The sequence below is a fragment of the Mammaliicoccus sp. JADD-157 genome, from assembly GCF_049310805.1.
GTDB classification, from domain to species: Bacteria; Bacillota; Bacilli; order Staphylococcales; family Staphylococcaceae; genus Mammaliicoccus; species Mammaliicoccus lentus.
In genome coordinates this window covers 204,899-219,794 of record NZ_JBMOVZ010000005.1, presented here as the reverse complement: position 1 = coordinate 219,794, position 14,896 = coordinate 204,899, and the positions used below count along the sequence as shown (strand labels likewise).

General features: G+C 31.8%; 17 protein-coding genes and 1 riboswitch. Of the genes, 2 read left to right on the top strand and 15 right to left on the bottom strand.

What is annotated here, in order from left to right; genetic code table 11:
- From ACO6VN_RS13565 to ACO6VN_RS13525, 9 genes are all read right to left on the bottom strand, one after another.
- Entirely contained in the window at nt 1-534 is a 534-nt protein-coding gene (locus tag ACO6VN_RS13565) for a hypothetical protein (protein WP_422404781.1), read from the bottom strand.
- On the bottom strand, nt 531-1,151 hold the full coding sequence (locus ACO6VN_RS13560; RefSeq protein WP_422404780.1) for an ATP-binding cassette domain-containing protein: 621 nt from the start codon (nt 1,149-1,151) through the stop codon (nt 531-533). The genes ACO6VN_RS13565 and ACO6VN_RS13560 overlap by 4 nt, the downstream gene beginning before the upstream one ends.
- Entirely contained in the window at nt 1,148-1,846 is a 699-nt protein-coding gene (locus ACO6VN_RS13555) for a hypothetical protein (RefSeq protein WP_422404779.1), read from the bottom strand. Before ACO6VN_RS13555 ends, ACO6VN_RS13560 begins: the two co-directional genes overlap by 4 nt.
- 639 nt (nt 1,847-2,485) lie before the next feature.
- Entirely contained in the window at nt 2,486-3,283 is a 798-nt protein-coding gene (locus ACO6VN_RS13550; RefSeq protein ID WP_216683343.1) for a hypothetical protein, read from the bottom strand.
- Nucleotides 3,284-3,325: 42 nt separating this feature from the next.
- Nucleotides 3,326-3,736 (bottom strand): hypothetical protein, encoded by a 411-nt coding sequence (locus ACO6VN_RS13545; RefSeq protein WP_239705996.1) that lies wholly within the window; start codon nt 3,734-3,736, stop codon nt 3,326-3,328.
- A 176-nt stretch (nt 3,737-3,912) separates the two neighbouring features.
- On the bottom strand, nt 3,913-4,575 hold the full coding sequence (locus tag ACO6VN_RS13540) for a DUF2750 domain-containing protein (protein WP_016998874.1): 663 nt from the start codon (nt 4,573-4,575) through the stop codon (nt 3,913-3,915).
- A 105-nt stretch (nt 4,576-4,680) separates the two neighbouring features.
- On the bottom strand, nt 4,681-5,868 hold the full coding sequence (gene ldmS / locus ACO6VN_RS13535; protein ID WP_422404778.1) for an L-aspartate--L-methionine ligase LdmS: 1,188 nt from the start codon (nt 5,866-5,868) through the stop codon (nt 4,681-4,683).
- The gene (locus ACO6VN_RS13530) at nt 5,865-7,052 is read right to left on the bottom strand and encodes a M20 family metallopeptidase (protein WP_422404777.1); all 1,188 of its coding nucleotides are present in this window, start codon (nt 7,050-7,052) and stop codon (nt 5,865-5,867) included. Before ACO6VN_RS13530 ends, ldmS begins: the two co-directional genes overlap by 4 nt.
- A gap of 61 nt (nt 7,053-7,113) precedes the next feature.
- A riboswitch (SAM riboswitch) is annotated at nt 7,114-7,213 on the bottom strand.
- Nucleotides 7,214-7,254: 41 nt separating this feature from the next.
- Nucleotides 7,255-7,797, bottom strand: coding sequence for a GrpB family protein (locus ACO6VN_RS13525; RefSeq protein ID WP_016998871.1), 543 nt, complete (start codon nt 7,795-7,797; stop codon nt 7,255-7,257).
- Nucleotides 7,798-7,935: 138 nt separating this feature from the next.
- Between ACO6VN_RS13525 and ACO6VN_RS13520 the strand changes: the two genes are divergently transcribed.
- Nucleotides 7,936-8,403: an S-ribosylhomocysteine lyase gene (locus ACO6VN_RS13520; protein WP_016998870.1), complete on the top strand. Its 468-nt coding sequence runs from the start codon at nt 7,936-7,938 to the stop codon at nt 8,401-8,403.
- A gap of 89 nt (nt 8,404-8,492) precedes the next feature.
- On the opposite strand, the gene ACO6VN_RS13515 is transcribed toward ACO6VN_RS13520, so the two are convergent.
- The 5 genes from ACO6VN_RS13515 to ACO6VN_RS13495 form a co-directional block, all read right to left on the bottom strand.
- A complete protein-coding gene (locus ACO6VN_RS13515) occupies nt 8,493-8,843 on the bottom strand; it encodes a hypothetical protein (RefSeq protein ID WP_422404776.1) in 351 nt (116 codons plus the stop codon).
- Nucleotides 8,843-10,027, bottom strand: coding sequence for a phosphopentomutase (deoB, locus tag ACO6VN_RS13510; protein WP_016998868.1), 1,185 nt, complete (start codon nt 10,025-10,027; stop codon nt 8,843-8,845). The genes ACO6VN_RS13515 and deoB overlap by 1 nt, the downstream gene beginning before the upstream one ends.
- Before the next feature lie 11 nt (nt 10,028-10,038).
- Nucleotides 10,039-11,340, bottom strand: coding sequence for a pyrimidine-nucleoside phosphorylase (locus ACO6VN_RS13505; protein WP_216683346.1), 1,302 nt, complete (start codon nt 11,338-11,340; stop codon nt 10,039-10,041).
- Nucleotides 11,341-11,415: 75 nt separating this feature from the next.
- Nucleotides 11,416-12,078, bottom strand: coding sequence for a deoxyribose-phosphate aldolase (gene deoC, locus ACO6VN_RS13500; RefSeq protein WP_216683347.1), 663 nt, complete (start codon nt 12,076-12,078; stop codon nt 11,416-11,418).
- A gap of 83 nt (nt 12,079-12,161) precedes the next feature.
- Nucleotides 12,162-13,100 (bottom strand): sugar-binding transcriptional regulator, encoded by a 939-nt coding sequence (locus ACO6VN_RS13495; RefSeq protein WP_135031114.1) that lies wholly within the window; start codon nt 13,098-13,100, stop codon nt 12,162-12,164.
- 109 nt (nt 13,101-13,209) lie between these two features.
- Between ACO6VN_RS13495 and deoD the strand changes: the two genes are divergently transcribed.
- Nucleotides 13,210-13,920 (top strand): purine-nucleoside phosphorylase, encoded by a 711-nt coding sequence (gene deoD, locus ACO6VN_RS13490; protein WP_064204172.1) that lies wholly within the window; start codon nt 13,210-13,212, stop codon nt 13,918-13,920.
- 453 nt (nt 13,921-14,373) lie between these two features.
- Here deoD and ACO6VN_RS13485 read toward each other — a convergent pair whose 3' ends face one another.
- Entirely contained in the window at nt 14,374-14,817 is a 444-nt protein-coding gene (locus tag ACO6VN_RS13485) for a Dps family protein (RefSeq protein ID WP_016998863.1), read from the bottom strand.
- Between the last annotated feature and the right edge of the window lie 79 nt (nt 14,818-14,896).

Below are 14,896 nucleotides of genomic sequence, written 5' to 3'. Positions count from 1 at the left end.
TCAAACTATTCTACCATCGTCAATTATTATTGGTAAATATAATTTTTTTAATTTATGACCGTTGCGATCAAGGTAAGCAATCTCTAAATCATGTTCTCCATCAGGATCTATTGGTGTATATCTAAATGTAACGTGTCCCTCATAAACATTATGCTTATCAAAGTATGGTCTATCCGGCACAAGTCTTTTACCTTTTTTCGTTTTAAATTCATCAGACTGTTGTAAGATTTCATCATTAACACGTAAAAATAAACTTGCATCAATATTATTATAATATTTATCTGGATAGTCATCCTTTTTAACTACTTTGATATCAGCACTTAAAAATATCTCTTTATCTTTAACTTTATAACTCAAATTACTAAATTTCATTGTTCCAAAAGTTATATTATGCGTTTGATTAAGTTTAATTTTCTCTTCCTTAAATTCATAATCTTGAAATTCTCCGTTTACTTTACGATACTGAATGAATCCTAATATAACGAGAACTACAAATACAATTAAAGAAGATAATAGAATTACTTTATTTTTCATTCTAATGCACCTGCTTCTATATGAACAACCTCATCTACAACACTTTCTATGTCTTCAAATTGATGTGAAGCAATCAGTATTGTACATCCTTGCTGTTTTAATTTTTCAAGGATTTGAACAAGTTTCTCAATACTCTTTCTATCCAAAGCATTGGTAGGTTCATCTAAAACAATTAATTCAGGATCACCCATTAAAGTTTGAGCAAGGCCAACTTTCTGTTTCATACCTAGTGAATATTTCCTAACTTTTCTTTTATCTTTATAATCTAATCCAAGTTCTACTAAATATTTAGTCATTTCATTGATATCTGTTATTCCTTTTAATGCAGCTACTAATTTAAGATTTTTTAAAGCCGTAAATTCAGTTATAATGCTTGGTTTTTCTATAAATACACCGACTTTAAGAGGGTATTTTGAGCCAAATTTAAGCGGTTCATTATTAATCATTACTTGCCCATCAACTTTAATCAATCCTAATATCGCCCTTAAAAGCATTGTCTTGCCAGACCCGTTACGTCCTTTAAATCCATAAACTTTACCACGTTTGATTTCTAAATTAATATTACTCAGCAATTGATTACGCTGATGTTCTTTTGAAACATTTACTAATTTAATCATTCTTCATCATCACCTCTTTGGAATTTAATGTGATGACCACGTCCTAATTCAATAAACAACAACATATTCACCACAACAATAGATAGTGCGCAATACAATAAAAATGTGTAAGATACACCTTGAATTCTTGAAAACAAAGATGCATTTAATATATTAATATCTAAATCAAACCTTGTTGTGGCAGTTACCCACAATAACGATATCATAAAGCTTATATAAAACTTATAAGCAATGTAAGTCCATATAAATACAATCATTAAGAAATATACACTCACTATTAAATAGGATAAATGTATAGCATTAATACTAAATTTGCCTTCGATAAGGGAAATGATCAACCATATACTTATAATATAAATTATACTTATAATAAATGGGACTATAAGAAGAACCATCCATTTTCCAATAATATTTAATAACATTTGCCACTCTACAATGTAATAGTGGTAAATAACGTGTATAAATCGATAAATGAAGATAATAGCAAGTACCATAATTAATATATATAACCCAGGTATTCTATATAAATGCATACTCAATTCAATGTCATTGTTACCTCGAAAAATAAATTCCCATAAACCAACTCTTATATATGGCTTAAATAACAATAAAACCAAAATAAATATCCCATTTATAATAATGAATATTTTCCATAAACTTTGAATGATGCCACCTATAAATTTTAAAATATTCATCGCATTATTTCCTTCTTACTAATAATCCACTCTACAACTAAATAAAGGAATATTATGAGAACCAATTGATACATAATCCACTGCCAAGAAAGTGAAAATAATCTCTTTGAATCAATAATCAACCAATTCCTGTTTCCACCTTGCATTATGATGAAATCTAAATACATTAAAATATTTGCTATTATTAAAGAAATACCACGATTTAAAAACTTAAAATATAATGTTATTGACACTAAAGAAATCGTAAAATTACCTACCATCAACAAACAAGCTGTTACAAAAAATATCATATTAAATCTAACTTGAAAATTCATTGCAATTATGCTTCCGAATATCATTAGTAAGCTTATTATTAAGGATATAAAACTTACATATAGTATTACATCAATTTTTAATTTCTTCCTATATTCAATAAATGTATTATGGATATATTCGTCTCGATAAAACACAATAGTGTTGATAATTAAAATAGGCAATACAACATAAGTAAGCGTAAAATTACTCAACAATAAATTTGTAAATTGAAATTCATCAGAAGGGAAATAATCAACATTCCTCTTCTGATAAAAAGCTATTAACACAAAGAACATTGTATTCCAAATTAGAAACTTTATATTAATCATTGAAGCAACTCTATATTTAATCAAGTTCATATTTTTGCATACCTCTTATATAGAAATAGATTGATAAACTGACATATAAAATAAAAGTCAACAAAATCGGCAAAACATCTATATACATAAATCCTGTTTTTCCTAGCAAAAAGTATATCGGTGGCGCTATATATGGTTCATCAGTAAAATTAGTCAAGATAATTAGTATAATTTGAAAGATAAATGACCCTATAATTGCATATATCCTCTTATTCGTATATAAAGAAAGAGTTATCGATAATACATTCATAGTGGCAGCCCACATACCAACTAATAGAATATATAATAAAATATATAATATCGGCATAGCATAATAAAGAGAAGCATTTAATGTATAAGTTGTAAAAAAACCTAATGGTTTATTAGTAAATCTTTCTGGTAATATATTCGGCAGTATTAAAAATTCACCAATAAAATTCATTATTAAAGGAGTAATTACAAGTAACGCAGCAACAACACTAGAGTATAAAATCACTTTTAAGTCAACATTCTTCTTTAATTGATACATATAAGCATAATGTAACAAATTTTGTTTACGATCTTGTATATATATGTCACTAACACCTACAGATACAGCTAAAGGCATAATTAGTAAATAAATTAATGGTACCCCACTAAAGCCATCAAATAATAAAGATTGCGTATATGGAGTGTTTTCTAAAAGTCCAAAAGTACCGTAAGACCTATAAGCTTCATATAAATGCAACATAGATATACTTGTTAAAATTAAAAATGCTATAACAAATTGTAGTCTTATTATGCGTAAATTCATATATTTTAACATTGATAACCCTCTCTTTTACAATCATTATTTGAGTTTTTATTATTAACTATCGGGACTCCATACACCATCAAGATATCCATTAGCATATGTTTTCGCATCTATTCTAACAGCAACGCCTGGTGCATATCTTTCAACGGCTAAATTATATAATTTCGTTACTGATCCTCTAGTAGCCCAATAATAATGACCATTGGATACATCTCTTCCGTCATATAAAGCCGCCCAAATAGTCATACCCCTTACTCTCCTTGAATTCTCACCTACCCAGCCAAAAGTCTTATTATAATAAGCTGATGTATTTAATTTACTTCTAGCTGGAGTATGATCATATGGACTCCACATCCTAAATTCATTATGCCAATAAGTATCAGTAGTGTTTCCTTTTGCATTAGCAACAGATTGACATGTTAGCAATAAAATGAAACAAGTTATGATTAAAGCGAGTCTTTTCATAAAAATCACTTCCTATCCTAATTTTTCCATCATGATGTTATAAGTATTATAATACCTTGAAAGCGCTTTTACAATAATTGAATAATATTTTATTATTGATTAATTGCGATTAATTTGAAATATAAAAAAAAGACTTTTGCTATTTAGCAAAAGTCTAAAATTAATATTTTATTCCCTTAACAAGGCATCGCGTTTAATACTACTTTAGGATCTGTAACTGTACCAATCATTCCCGGTTTTAAGTTCACACCTAATGCAATATTATCTTGTTTTAAATCTTCTAGCCATTCTTCAAATACTTCAGTTTCTACTTCGATGATGTCATATTCCTCAAAATCATTGCGGTGTACTTTTTCTACAAGTTTTCTTGTACTCCACACTGTCATCATATTTGGTAGGCTGCTGTCTTCTTCTGAAACGATAATAAATTGCTTTTGCCCTTTTACTGTTAACCCGTATACGTAGTCTTCATTGCAAATATCTTCAGCAAATTCTTCAATACGAATATCATCTAACTCACTCATGATTTGTTCGATAAATCTTATCGCTTCGACTTCTGTACCTGAAAATTCTTCATAACGGTCTACTATGAATCGGTCACCTTCGTCTAATATATCGTCCATTTCATAAGTTACAAAGCGGTCTAGATCTAATTCCATCACTTTTTCGTATGTTGTAATGTTAGTTTCTTTTAAATACTTTTCTGCGTATTCTTGTTTTGACCAAATTAAACGAGTATTTGTATCTGCATCTCTTAAAATTCTTTTATCTGTTAGAACAACGTAAAATTTTTCTTTCGTTAATATTTGTTTGAACATAGACATATCCTGGATAGCCATTGTTATACCACCCTCTTCTTTATATTTAATACCAATAAAATATAGTATATTTAAAAGCTATAAGTCAATGAAAATTTGCTTTAATTTCCATAATTATTTTAAACGCTATTCATCGTAGAGTTCAGAAAGGAATTTTTGTTCTAATTGAAGTGCTTTAGATTCTGTTTCAGCATGCCATATGCCAGCAAATCTTGCATTTACTTTATTCTTTCCAAACCAATCCCCATCGAAGAATGAGAGTGGATAAAGATGGCCATCTTCAACATATTTTTCAATCACTTTATAAAAGTGTTCGTTATCTCCTTTTGCATGGTAACTTAAAAATTTATGAAAACCATCTTTTAATCTATTTTTAAGTAAAAGCATACTCGTTGAACCATTTTGTCTAAAGTTTAAATCTATGGCATATATTTTTCCTTCTTTATCTATCAGTAAATCAAAGCCTGAAACACCTTTATAACCATAATCAACACCATTTTGCATAATTTCATATCCTGCATCTATAACGCTTTGTGGTACTTCGTCTGAATTAACATTACCATTATAAAATCCGTAGTCATCTGTTAATTGTTTAACTGCCCCTATATATTGGATACCAGTATCTTCACTATATACATATTGTACACAATAATTGTCTACCTCTTCGATAAATTGTTCTATAATAATATGTTCTGTTTCAGCAGCTTCTTTAATTCTTTGATTTGCTTTCTTTAGATCATCTTCAGTATAACATATCATAACCCCATACCCACCTGCTGTCGGTAATTCATCTCCCGGCTTTAATACAAGAGGTAGTTCCCAATTTTTAATTTCTTCTTCATATTCTTTAACACTAACACATTCACGTCTAGGTAAATACTTTCCTTTAGTCCACTGTGATAATTTCGATTTATTATTTAAGTCTATAAACTTTGGTTTATATATAGCATAATCGTCCTTATCACATAAATGTTCTCCATGAATATATTGAAAGAATATTTTATTACGTTTATTTGTTAATTGCTGTATCAGTTGTTCGTAACTTTCTTTATCTTTAAAACGATGTATATTGTCTGGCACTTTTTCTCCAACTAGATTTAACAAATCTTCTATCCTTTTTGTTAAACATGCTTCATGAATAATCATTGGCATTTTACTAATAACCAATTCTCTAGCTGTTAAAAAATTAGATTGATCTTCTTCGGCTTTTAACCAAGGATTATCTTCATAGGATGGCCTCGAATTATAGATAATATTATCTTCATATAAATCTTTAAGTGTTAATAATAAAGGTTTATGATAGGCTTTTGTCATAATAAGTTCTCCCTTAATGTTTGATGATGCTCGATAATCTCATTTCTAAGGGGTACGTTCTCTATTAATTCTAATCCCATCGATGCTAATATTTTAGCACCGCTTATCAATGCTTTATCTCCCATTGTACTTGCTGCAGCTTGGCAAAATTCTTTCGTATGACCAACTAAATTAGATGGTCCGATTTTAATATGTGGATGTATAGTAGGTATGATATGACTTACATTCCCCGTATCTGTTGATCCAAAACCAAAATCATCTTCTATAACATCTTCTCCTAAAGATTCTGCATGTTTTCTAAACAATTCATCTAAAGGTTTATTAATAACAAATTCATTTACACCATTTTGTATTGGTCTTACTTCTGACTTACAACCAGTTTGCAATGCAGCTCCTTCAGCGATTTTTCGAACTCTATCAGTCAGTTCATCTAAATGTTTACGTGAGGTTGCTCTAGTATAAAATCTTGCATGTGTAAAATCAGGAATAATATTTGCCGCTTCACCTCCATTTAATATTACACCGTGCACTTTATCTGTTTTCTTAATTTGTTGTCTCAACATACTTACACCGTTAAAGAAGGACAACATAGCGTCTAAAGCATTAATCGCTTCAAAAGCATTCTCAGACGCGTGAGCACTCCTTCCATAAAACTTTACGTCGAATACATCTACTGCTAATGATGGCACTGTGACATACGTCTCATGGCCAGGGTGTACCATAAGTGCAATGTCTAAATCGTCTATAATACCCTCTTTAACATAACTAGCTTTAGCGCTACCATTAACCCCGCCTTCTTCTGCTGGACAACCAAGCACGACTATTTTACCGCCCACTTGGTCAATAACTTTTGATAAACTAATACCTGCTAAAACGCTCGAAGTACCGATTATATTGTGTCCACATGCATGCCCTAAGCCTGGCAATGCATCATATTCCGCTAAAAAACATATCGTTGGACCTTCTATTTTCGTGTCATATGTAGCTATAAATCCAGTCGGATGCTTTGCTATATTTTTCTCTATCTTAAAATGATGATTTTTCAGTTGATCACTTAACAATCTTGAAGCAAAAACTTCTTCATTACCTAGTTCTGGACGTTCGTGTATTTGATGGCTCATAGACAAATATAAGTGTTTATTTTGTTCAATATAATTTAAAATATTTTGCGATAAATTGCTCATTCACTATACAACCTTTCCAATATAAAAGCGCACTCCTTAGTTAGGAAATGCGCCAATCGAAATTTTATCTCTCAGTTGAACACTGCAGGATTTGGCACCTTTCCATGTAGGGAGGTTGCTGGACGTCAAAGGGCCTTTCCCTCAGTCACTCTTGATAATACGTATGAAATTGTTTTAATTCTAACTTTAACACTCGGATATGTCAATGTTTTGCGAGCGCATCATTTGAGTTTAAGTACCATTTTTCAGCCTTTTTCTCAAATTCTTTAATCATACTATCTTTACCTTGATAATACTCTACACTATCCGCTGGAAAATCTATAGATAAGTCATGTTTAAGGCGACTATATCGTTCTCTCTCACCGTTAAATGTTCTCAAATAATCTCTAAAAGAAATAAGTCTCAATATGTGTGGGCTGTCTTCATCATAGATATGTAAATGATGAGAGACATCACCGTTATGATTATATTTTTTAAAATAACGATTTCCAATAACGCCTCGTTCACCTTTAGACTCGTAACCTAGTGCAGATAATTCCTTTGTATAATCATCTATCGTTTCACTATCTTTTACCACCATTAAAATATCAATGATAGGTTTAGCTGATAACCCCGGGATAGCTGTAGATCCAATATGTTCTATATTTATGCTATGTTCTTTTAATAACGATTGTAAATATTTCTTTTCTTCTAAAAAAAGATGTTGCCATATACTATCGTATGGGACGACTCTTAATCTCTCCATACACATCACTCCATTTTCAGAATAATTTATTTTATTATCTTATAAAGTAACACATAAAGAAAGTAATTGAAATCTGAATTTATTGTTTTTTCAAAATTTACTTGATATAATGATGCCGAAATCAAAGGAGGAATCTTCATGACAAAGATGAATGTAGAAAGTTTTAATTTAGATCACACTAAAGTAGATGCACCATTTGTAAGACTTGCGGGAATTAAAGAAGGTTTAAATGGAGATGTTATTCACAAATATGATATTCGTTTTAAACAACCAAATAAAGAACATATGGAAATGCCCGCTTTACACTCTTTAGAACATTTAATGGCTGAAAACATTAGAAACCATACTGATAATGTTGTAGATGTAAGCCCAATGGGTTGTCAAACAGGCTTTTACGCTTCATTTATAAATCATGACGATTATGATGATGTCTTAAATATTATAGAAAAAACGTTAAAAGATGTTGAGCAAGCTACAGAAGTTCCAGCATGTAATGAAGTACAATGTGGTTGGGCAGCAAGCCACTCATTAGAAGGTGCTCAACGACTTGCAACTGAATTCTTATCGAAAAAAGATGGATGGAATGTAATATTTAAAGAAGATTAATAAAACACACTATTAATTTTTAAAATAGAAAAAAGGAGTGGCACAGAGATTTAATTTTTCAAAAAAATCTCTGTGCCACTCCTTTTTAATTACATTTTTCTAACGATTTTAATAAGTACATATTGTAATGGTAATCTACCCCATAAAGCCCATGTAGGTAATTGTTTCCCATTTAACGGTATATTTTTTTGTGCCATATATACGTTTGCTGGAAATACAGCAACTAAGAACCATTCAATTAATTTCTTAGTCATACTATTTGGTTTTCTAACGAGTAATAAAATACCGAAAATAATTTCCATTACGCCTGAAATCCATACAATTCCTTTTTTAAAGGGCAAGAAATTAGGTACAATAGCTTCAAAACCTTCTGATCTCATAAAATGCATAAGGCCTGCAAAACTAAATGCCAGACCAAAAATACGTCTTACTGCGTTCATTATTTAATCCCCATTTCACTTAAATAGCTCTTACCGAACTGCGGTAATTCTACATTAAAGTTATCTGCAATTGTTGCACCAATTGAACTAAACGTTGTATCCCCCGAAAGTTCGTGGTATTCCGTAATGCTTGGGCTAAACATTAATAATGGAACATATTCACGAGTATGGTCAGTACCATCAGCTGTTGGATCATTACCGTGATCTGCTGTAATAATAACTAAATCATCTTCGCGAACATTTTCTAACAATTCACCTAAACGATTATCGAAATCTTTAATTGCTTGAGCGTAACCTTCTTTATCTCTTCTATGGCCATATAACGCATCAAAATCAACTAAATTTAAGAAACTAATTCCTGTAAAATCTGTATCTACAACTTTAAGAAGTTGGTCCATGCCGTCCATATTATCTTTCGTACGTATTGCTTTTGTTACACCTTCTCCGTCATAAATATCATTAATTTTACCAATTGCAATTACATCGTAATCTGCATCTTTTAGCGTGTTCATGACAGTTTTACCAAATGGTTTCAATGCATAATCGTGTCTATTAGATGTTCTTGTGAAATTACCTGGTTCTCCTAGATATGGTCGTGCAATAATACGCCCGATTAAATATTTAGGGTCTTTAGTTAGTTCTCTAACTTTTTCACAAATATCATATAATTCCTCTAATGGAATGATATCTTCGTGTGCAGCAATCTGTAATACTGGGTCTGCTGACGTATAAACGATTAAATCGCCTGTTTCCATTTGATGTTTACCGTATTCTTCTATAATTTCAGTACCTGATGCTGGTTTATTTGCCACAACTTTTCTACCTGTTAAATCTTCTATTTCTTTAACAAGTTCTTCAGGGAAACCTTCAGGATATACTTTGAATGGTTTATCAATATTTAATCCCATGATTTCCCAATGTCCTGTCATTGTATCTTTTCCTACAGACGCTTCACTTAATTTTGTATAAAATGCTTCAGGTTTTTCTACATTATTGATAACTGGTAAAGATTCTATATTTCCAAGTCCTAATTTTTCTAGGTTTGGTAAGGATTCTTTGAAACCTTCTAGCGTATGCTTTAATGTATGTGAACCTTCGTCACCAAAATCTTTAGCGTCTGGTGCTTCGCCTATTCCTACTGAATCCATTACAATTAAATGAATACGTTTAAATCGGTTTGTCATTTGACACACTCCTAATCTGTAATCACTTTATGGATTAAAGTCGGCTTCACTTGTTCATCAGAAATATCAATGTTATTTAAAATTTTCTCTTCAACATCTTTAATATCTTCTTGATTTGCATAGATTGTTACAAGTGATTCTCCTTCTTCAACTTTATCTCCAACTTTTTTATTTAATACTAAACCAACGGCTAAGTCAATTATATCATCTTTTGTAGCTCTTCCTGCCCCTAAAAGCATTGAAGCAACACCAATCTCATCAGCTACAATGTTAGATACATATCCAGATTTTTTCGCCTTTACTTCAAATGTATGTTGAGCTTGAGGTAATTTAGAAACATCATCAACTACCGAACCATCTCCGCCTTGGTTTTCAAGGAATACTTTAAACTTCTCAAGTGCTTTACCGTTTTGGATAACTTCTTGTAATTTTTCTCGTGCCTCATCTAAATTCTCAGCTTTTTTAGCTAATACAACCATTTGAGATCCTAAAGTTAATACAAGTTCTGTTAAATCTTCAGGTCCTTTACCTCTTAACGTTTCTATTGCTTCTTTCACTTCAAGTCCATTGCCAATTGCTCTTCCTAATGGTTGACTCATATCAGAAATAATAGCCATAGTATTTCGCCCTACATTATTCCCTATTTTCACCATTGCATGCGCTAATAATTCTGAGTCTTCTAGCGTTTTCATAAACGCACCAGCACCCGTCTTCACATCTAAAACAATCGCATCTGCTCCAGCTGCAATTTTCTTACTCATTATAGATGACGCAATAAGCGGGATAGAGTTAACCGTTCCAGTAACATCACGTAGACCATAAAGCTTTTTATCTGCTGGTGTTAAGTTTCCAGTTTGACCAATAACAGCTACTTTATCTCTATTTACTAAATCAATAAATTCTTGTTCTGATATTTCTACATGGAAACCTTCAACCGCTTCTAATTTATCTATTGTACCGCCAGTGTGACCTAATCCTCGGCCACTCATTTTTGCTACAGGTATATCTAATGCGGCTACTAAAGGAGCCAATACTAAAGTAGTTGTATCTCCCACACCACCTGTTGAATGTTTATCCACTTTAATGCCTTCAATTTCAGATAAATCAATTTGGTCACCTGATTCAACCATTGCCATCGTTAAATATGCACGTTCGTTATCAGTCATGTCTTGGAAATATGTCGCCATTGCAAAGCTTGAAGCTTGATAATCAGGTATTTCTCCATCAGTATACCCTTTAATGAAAAATTCAATTTCTTCTTTCGTTAATTCTTTCCCGTCTCGTTTCTTAGCTATAACATCTACCATTCTCATAATGAAACCCTCCTGTTTATGAATACGCTTACTTGTAATTCAAAAGATTAAAGGTACATAAACGTACCTTTAATTTTAATAATCTGAATCAGATGATTCACCTTTTAATATTTTCACACCTGCTGAAGCACCAATACGAGTTGCACCATTATCAATCATCGTCTTAACATCTTCGTATGAACGGATACCACCTGAAGCTTTAACGCCTAAATCAGGACCAACTGTTTCTCTCATTAATTTGATATCTTCTGCAGTTGCGCCACCTGATGAAAATCCAGTTGATGTTTTAACGAAATCTGCATCTGCAGCAAGCGCTAATTCACATGCTCTAACTTTCTCATCTTCTGTTAATAAACAAGTTTCAATAATTACTTTAGTTGTTACACCATTTGCTGCTGCTACAACACTTTCAATATCACGTTTAACTTCTTCATCACGACCGTCTTTAAGCGCACCAATATTGATGACCATGTCTACTTCTTGTGCACCTTTTTTAATAGCGTCTTCTGTTTCAAAAGCCTTCACTTCACTTGTTGTTGCCCCTAAAGGGAACCCAATTACTGTACAAACTAATACATCTGTACCTTCTAATGCTTTTCGTGCATGTGCAACATGTGTTGGATTAATACATACAGATTTAAATCCATATTCTTTCGCTTCTTCTAATAAAGCATCAATTTGTTCCAGTGTTGTGTCTGGTTTTAAAGCTGTGTGATCGATATATTTTGCTAATGTCATAGTGAATCCTCCTCGTATATTCTATCTTTAACTATATTATAAACAAGCTTTGAACAAATGTAAAATGATATAAGAAATTTTGTTCATAAATCTAGTAATGCTTGTGCTGTATATTGATCAGTGATCAATATATTACTTAAATGACCTTCTAAAGCACCACGTATAGCAGAAATTTTGTGGTCTCCTCCAGCTACTAAAATAGAATTTTCTATTTCTTTTAGAGCATCTAATTCAATACCTATCGTTCGGTCATTTATAGCTTGATCTGCAACTTCCCCTTGCTCGTTATAAAAGCGTGAGCAAATATCTCCTACAGCTGAGTGTTTAATTCTCTCTTTTTCTTCATCGTTAAAAAATCCTAATTTAAATAATAAAGAAGAATCTCTAACTGTTCCTACTGTAAACAAAGCGATATTAACTTGTCTTCCTTGTTCTAAAATAGATTGGATGTGTCTATCTTTTTCTACCATTTGCTTAACTTCTTTCACATCAAATATAACTGGTAGAGGCAAATCTCTAGGTGTCGCATTATAAGCTTGTGCAAACCTTTCAAGGATTTGATGGCTTCTTGTGTCTATATGAGAAAAACTAATACCACCTTTAAGTTGTATTACACCAATATCTTTTAAATGTGTAGACTGTAAAAATTGAGACACTTGATACATTGTTTTACCCCAACTAATGCCAATATTATCTCCATCTTTAACAATAGTATTTAAATATTCCGCGGTACGCTTTCCAATAGCACTTTGTACGTTTAAATAATCATTATGCGATGCATGTTCAACAATACAATCTTTCAATTGGTATTTAGCTTTTAATAGTGAAGCTAAACTTTCAGCATCTTGATATGGATCTTCAATTGTTACTTTGACAAACCCATGTTCTTTCGCGTGATTCAATAATCTCGATACAGTTGGTCTAGAGATATTAAGCTTTTGAGCTATTGCTTCTTGACTTAAACTATCTTCATAATATAGTTTTGCTACGCGTATGCTGTCTTTATTTTTTTGTAAATCCATCTCCATTCACCACTTTCTTTCAACTTAATCGTACAAAAATTCGCAAAAAATTGAAACAAATGTTATCTTTAAATTGAAAAAACTTTTATTTTTAAAGGAGAAGATAGTTATGACACAAGGGACACCGCATATTCAACCAAATGGTGTAAAAATTGCAAAAACTGTACTAATGCCTGGGGATCCATTACGTGCTAAATTTATTGCTGAAAACTTTTTAGAAAATGTTGAACAATTCAACGATGTAAGAAATATGTTAGGATACACAGGTACATATAAAGGAAAAGAAGTATCGGTTATGGGCTCAGGTATGGGTATCGCTTCAATCGGTATTTATTCTTATGAACTATATAATTTCTTTGATGTAGAAACGATTATCCGAATTGGATCATGCGGTGCTATGCAAGAGAATATCAATTTATATGATATTATTATTGCACAAGGTGCATCTACTAATTCTCGCTATGTTGACCAATTCAACGTACCAGGTTACTTCGCACCAATTGCTGACTTCGGTTTAGTATCAAGCGCTAAAAATAAAGCAGACGAAATTGGAGCAACTACTCATGTAGGTAATATCTTCTCAAGTGATATTTTCTATAATGCAGACACAGAAGTAACAAGTAAATGGGCAAGATTAGGTATTTTAGGTGTTGAAATGGAATCAGCAGGTTTATACGTAAATGCTGCTGCTGCCGGTAAAAAAGCACTAGGTATCTTTACAGTTAGTGACCACTTATTAAGAGACGAAGCAACAACAGCAGAAGAAAGACAAAATTCATTTACTCAAATGATGGAAATTGCTTTAGAAATCGCTGAATAATTAAGAGAATATATTAGTAGGGAGTGGGACAGAAATCTCATTTTATTAAAAAGATTTCGTAGTCCCACCCCGGCAAAGATGACTAGGTATGAAAAAAGCTTGATATAAGCGCATTTTCGTACCAGTCAGCTACTGCCAATACAAAAAGAGAGTCTGGGACAATCATTTATGTGCTAGGCTCTTTTTTATAACGTTGTTATATTCAAGGGAGCTATGTTGCACATGGATGGTCTCTTGCAACATTCTAGGTTCTTATTGTCATTTCTCGTAAAACTTGTCAATAACAGTACCCTTATTTCCTTTTCTCACTAAACGTGTCAACAAGCAAAACTATATATATCAAATATTCTACATTCTTTAATAATAAAAAAAGCCCCGGCTTATTGAGAATTCTCAATAAGCCGGGGCTTGATAATGAGATAGATTTATTTAACCTACCTCATTTATATTTTATTATCCTAAGAATGATTTAAGCATCCAGTTGTGTTTTTCAAGACTTGTTACCATACCTAATAACATGTCTCCTGTCATTTCGTCATCTAATTTTTCTGCTAATTGAATACCTTCTTCTAATTGTCCAATTACAGTTGTGAAGTCTTTTGATAATTGTTCTACCATTTGGTTAGCTGATAGATTTTTCTCTGCTTCTTTAACTTCTGACCATTCTAAAGCTTCTTGTAAAGTAGCGATTGGGTTACCATCGATTGCTAAAATACGTTCAGCAATGTCGTCTATATATACACTTGCTTCATTGTATAATTCTTCAAATTTTTCGTGTAGTGAGAAGAAGTTTGGCCCTTTTACATACCAATGATAATTGTGTAGTTTAGTGAAAAGTACTGTCCATTCTGCTACTTGTTTGTTTAATACTTCAATTACTTCTTTATTGTTATTCATTTATTACACTCCTCTAAGATTTGTTTATTATTTGCTCTCTTTTGATTACAACAACTATTATATTATAATCATTCTAATC

Bases quoted from the DNA above. Each gene is read 5' to 3' on its own strand.
- ACO6VN_RS13520 (WP_016998870.1), top strand. From the start codon at position 7,936: ATGACAAAGATGAATGTAGAAAGTTTTAATTTAGATCACACTAAAGTA.
- ACO6VN_RS13525 (WP_016998871.1), bottom strand. From the start codon at position 7,797: ATGGAGAGATTAAGAGTCGTCCCATACGATAGTATATGGCAACATCTT.
- ACO6VN_RS13550 (WP_216683343.1), bottom strand. From the start codon at position 3,283: ATGTTAAAATATATGAATTTACGCATAATAAGACTACAATTTGTTATA.
- ACO6VN_RS13540 (WP_016998874.1), bottom strand. From the start codon at position 4,575: ATGGCTATCCAGGATATGTCTATGTTCAAACAAATATTAACGAAAGAA.
- ACO6VN_RS13495 (WP_135031114.1), bottom strand. From the start codon at position 13,100: ATGGATTTACAAAAAAATAAAGACAGCATACGCGTAGCAAAACTATAT.
- ACO6VN_RS13505 (WP_216683346.1), bottom strand. From the start codon at position 11,340: ATGAGAATGGTAGATGTTATAGCTAAGAAACGAGACGGGAAAGAATTA.
- ACO6VN_RS13545 (WP_239705996.1), bottom strand. From the start codon at position 3,736: ATGAAAAGACTCGCTTTAATCATAACTTGTTTCATTTTATTGCTAACA.
- ACO6VN_RS13515 (WP_422404776.1), bottom strand. From the start codon at position 8,843: ATGAACGCAGTAAGACGTATTTTTGGTCTGGCATTTAGTTTTGCAGGC.
- ACO6VN_RS13530 (WP_422404777.1), bottom strand. From the start codon at position 7,052: ATGAGCAATTTATCGCAAAATATTTTAAATTATATTGAACAAAATAAA.
- deoC (WP_216683347.1), bottom strand. From the start codon at position 12,078: ATGACATTAGCAAAATATATCGATCACACAGCTTTAAAACCAGACACA.
- ACO6VN_RS13555 (WP_422404779.1), bottom strand. From the start codon at position 1,846: ATGAATATTTTAAAATTTATAGGTGGCATCATTCAAAGTTTATGGAAA.
- ACO6VN_RS13560 (WP_422404780.1), bottom strand. From the start codon at position 1,151: ATGATTAAATTAGTAAATGTTTCAAAAGAACATCAGCGTAATCAATTG.
- ACO6VN_RS13485 (WP_016998863.1), bottom strand. From the start codon at position 14,817: ATGAATAACAATAAAGAAGTAATTGAAGTATTAAACAAACAAGTAGCA.
- ACO6VN_RS13565 (WP_422404781.1), bottom strand. From the start codon at position 534: ATGAAAAATAAAGTAATTCTATTATCTTCTTTAATTGTATTTGTAGTT.
- deoD (WP_064204172.1), top strand. From the start codon at position 13,210: ATGACACAAGGGACACCGCATATTCAACCAAATGGTGTAAAAATTGCA.
- deoB (WP_016998868.1), bottom strand. From the start codon at position 10,027: ATGACAAACCGATTTAAACGTATTCATTTAATTGTAATGGATTCAGTA.
- ldmS (WP_422404778.1), bottom strand. From the start codon at position 5,868: ATGACAAAAGCCTATCATAAACCTTTATTATTAACACTTAAAGATTTA.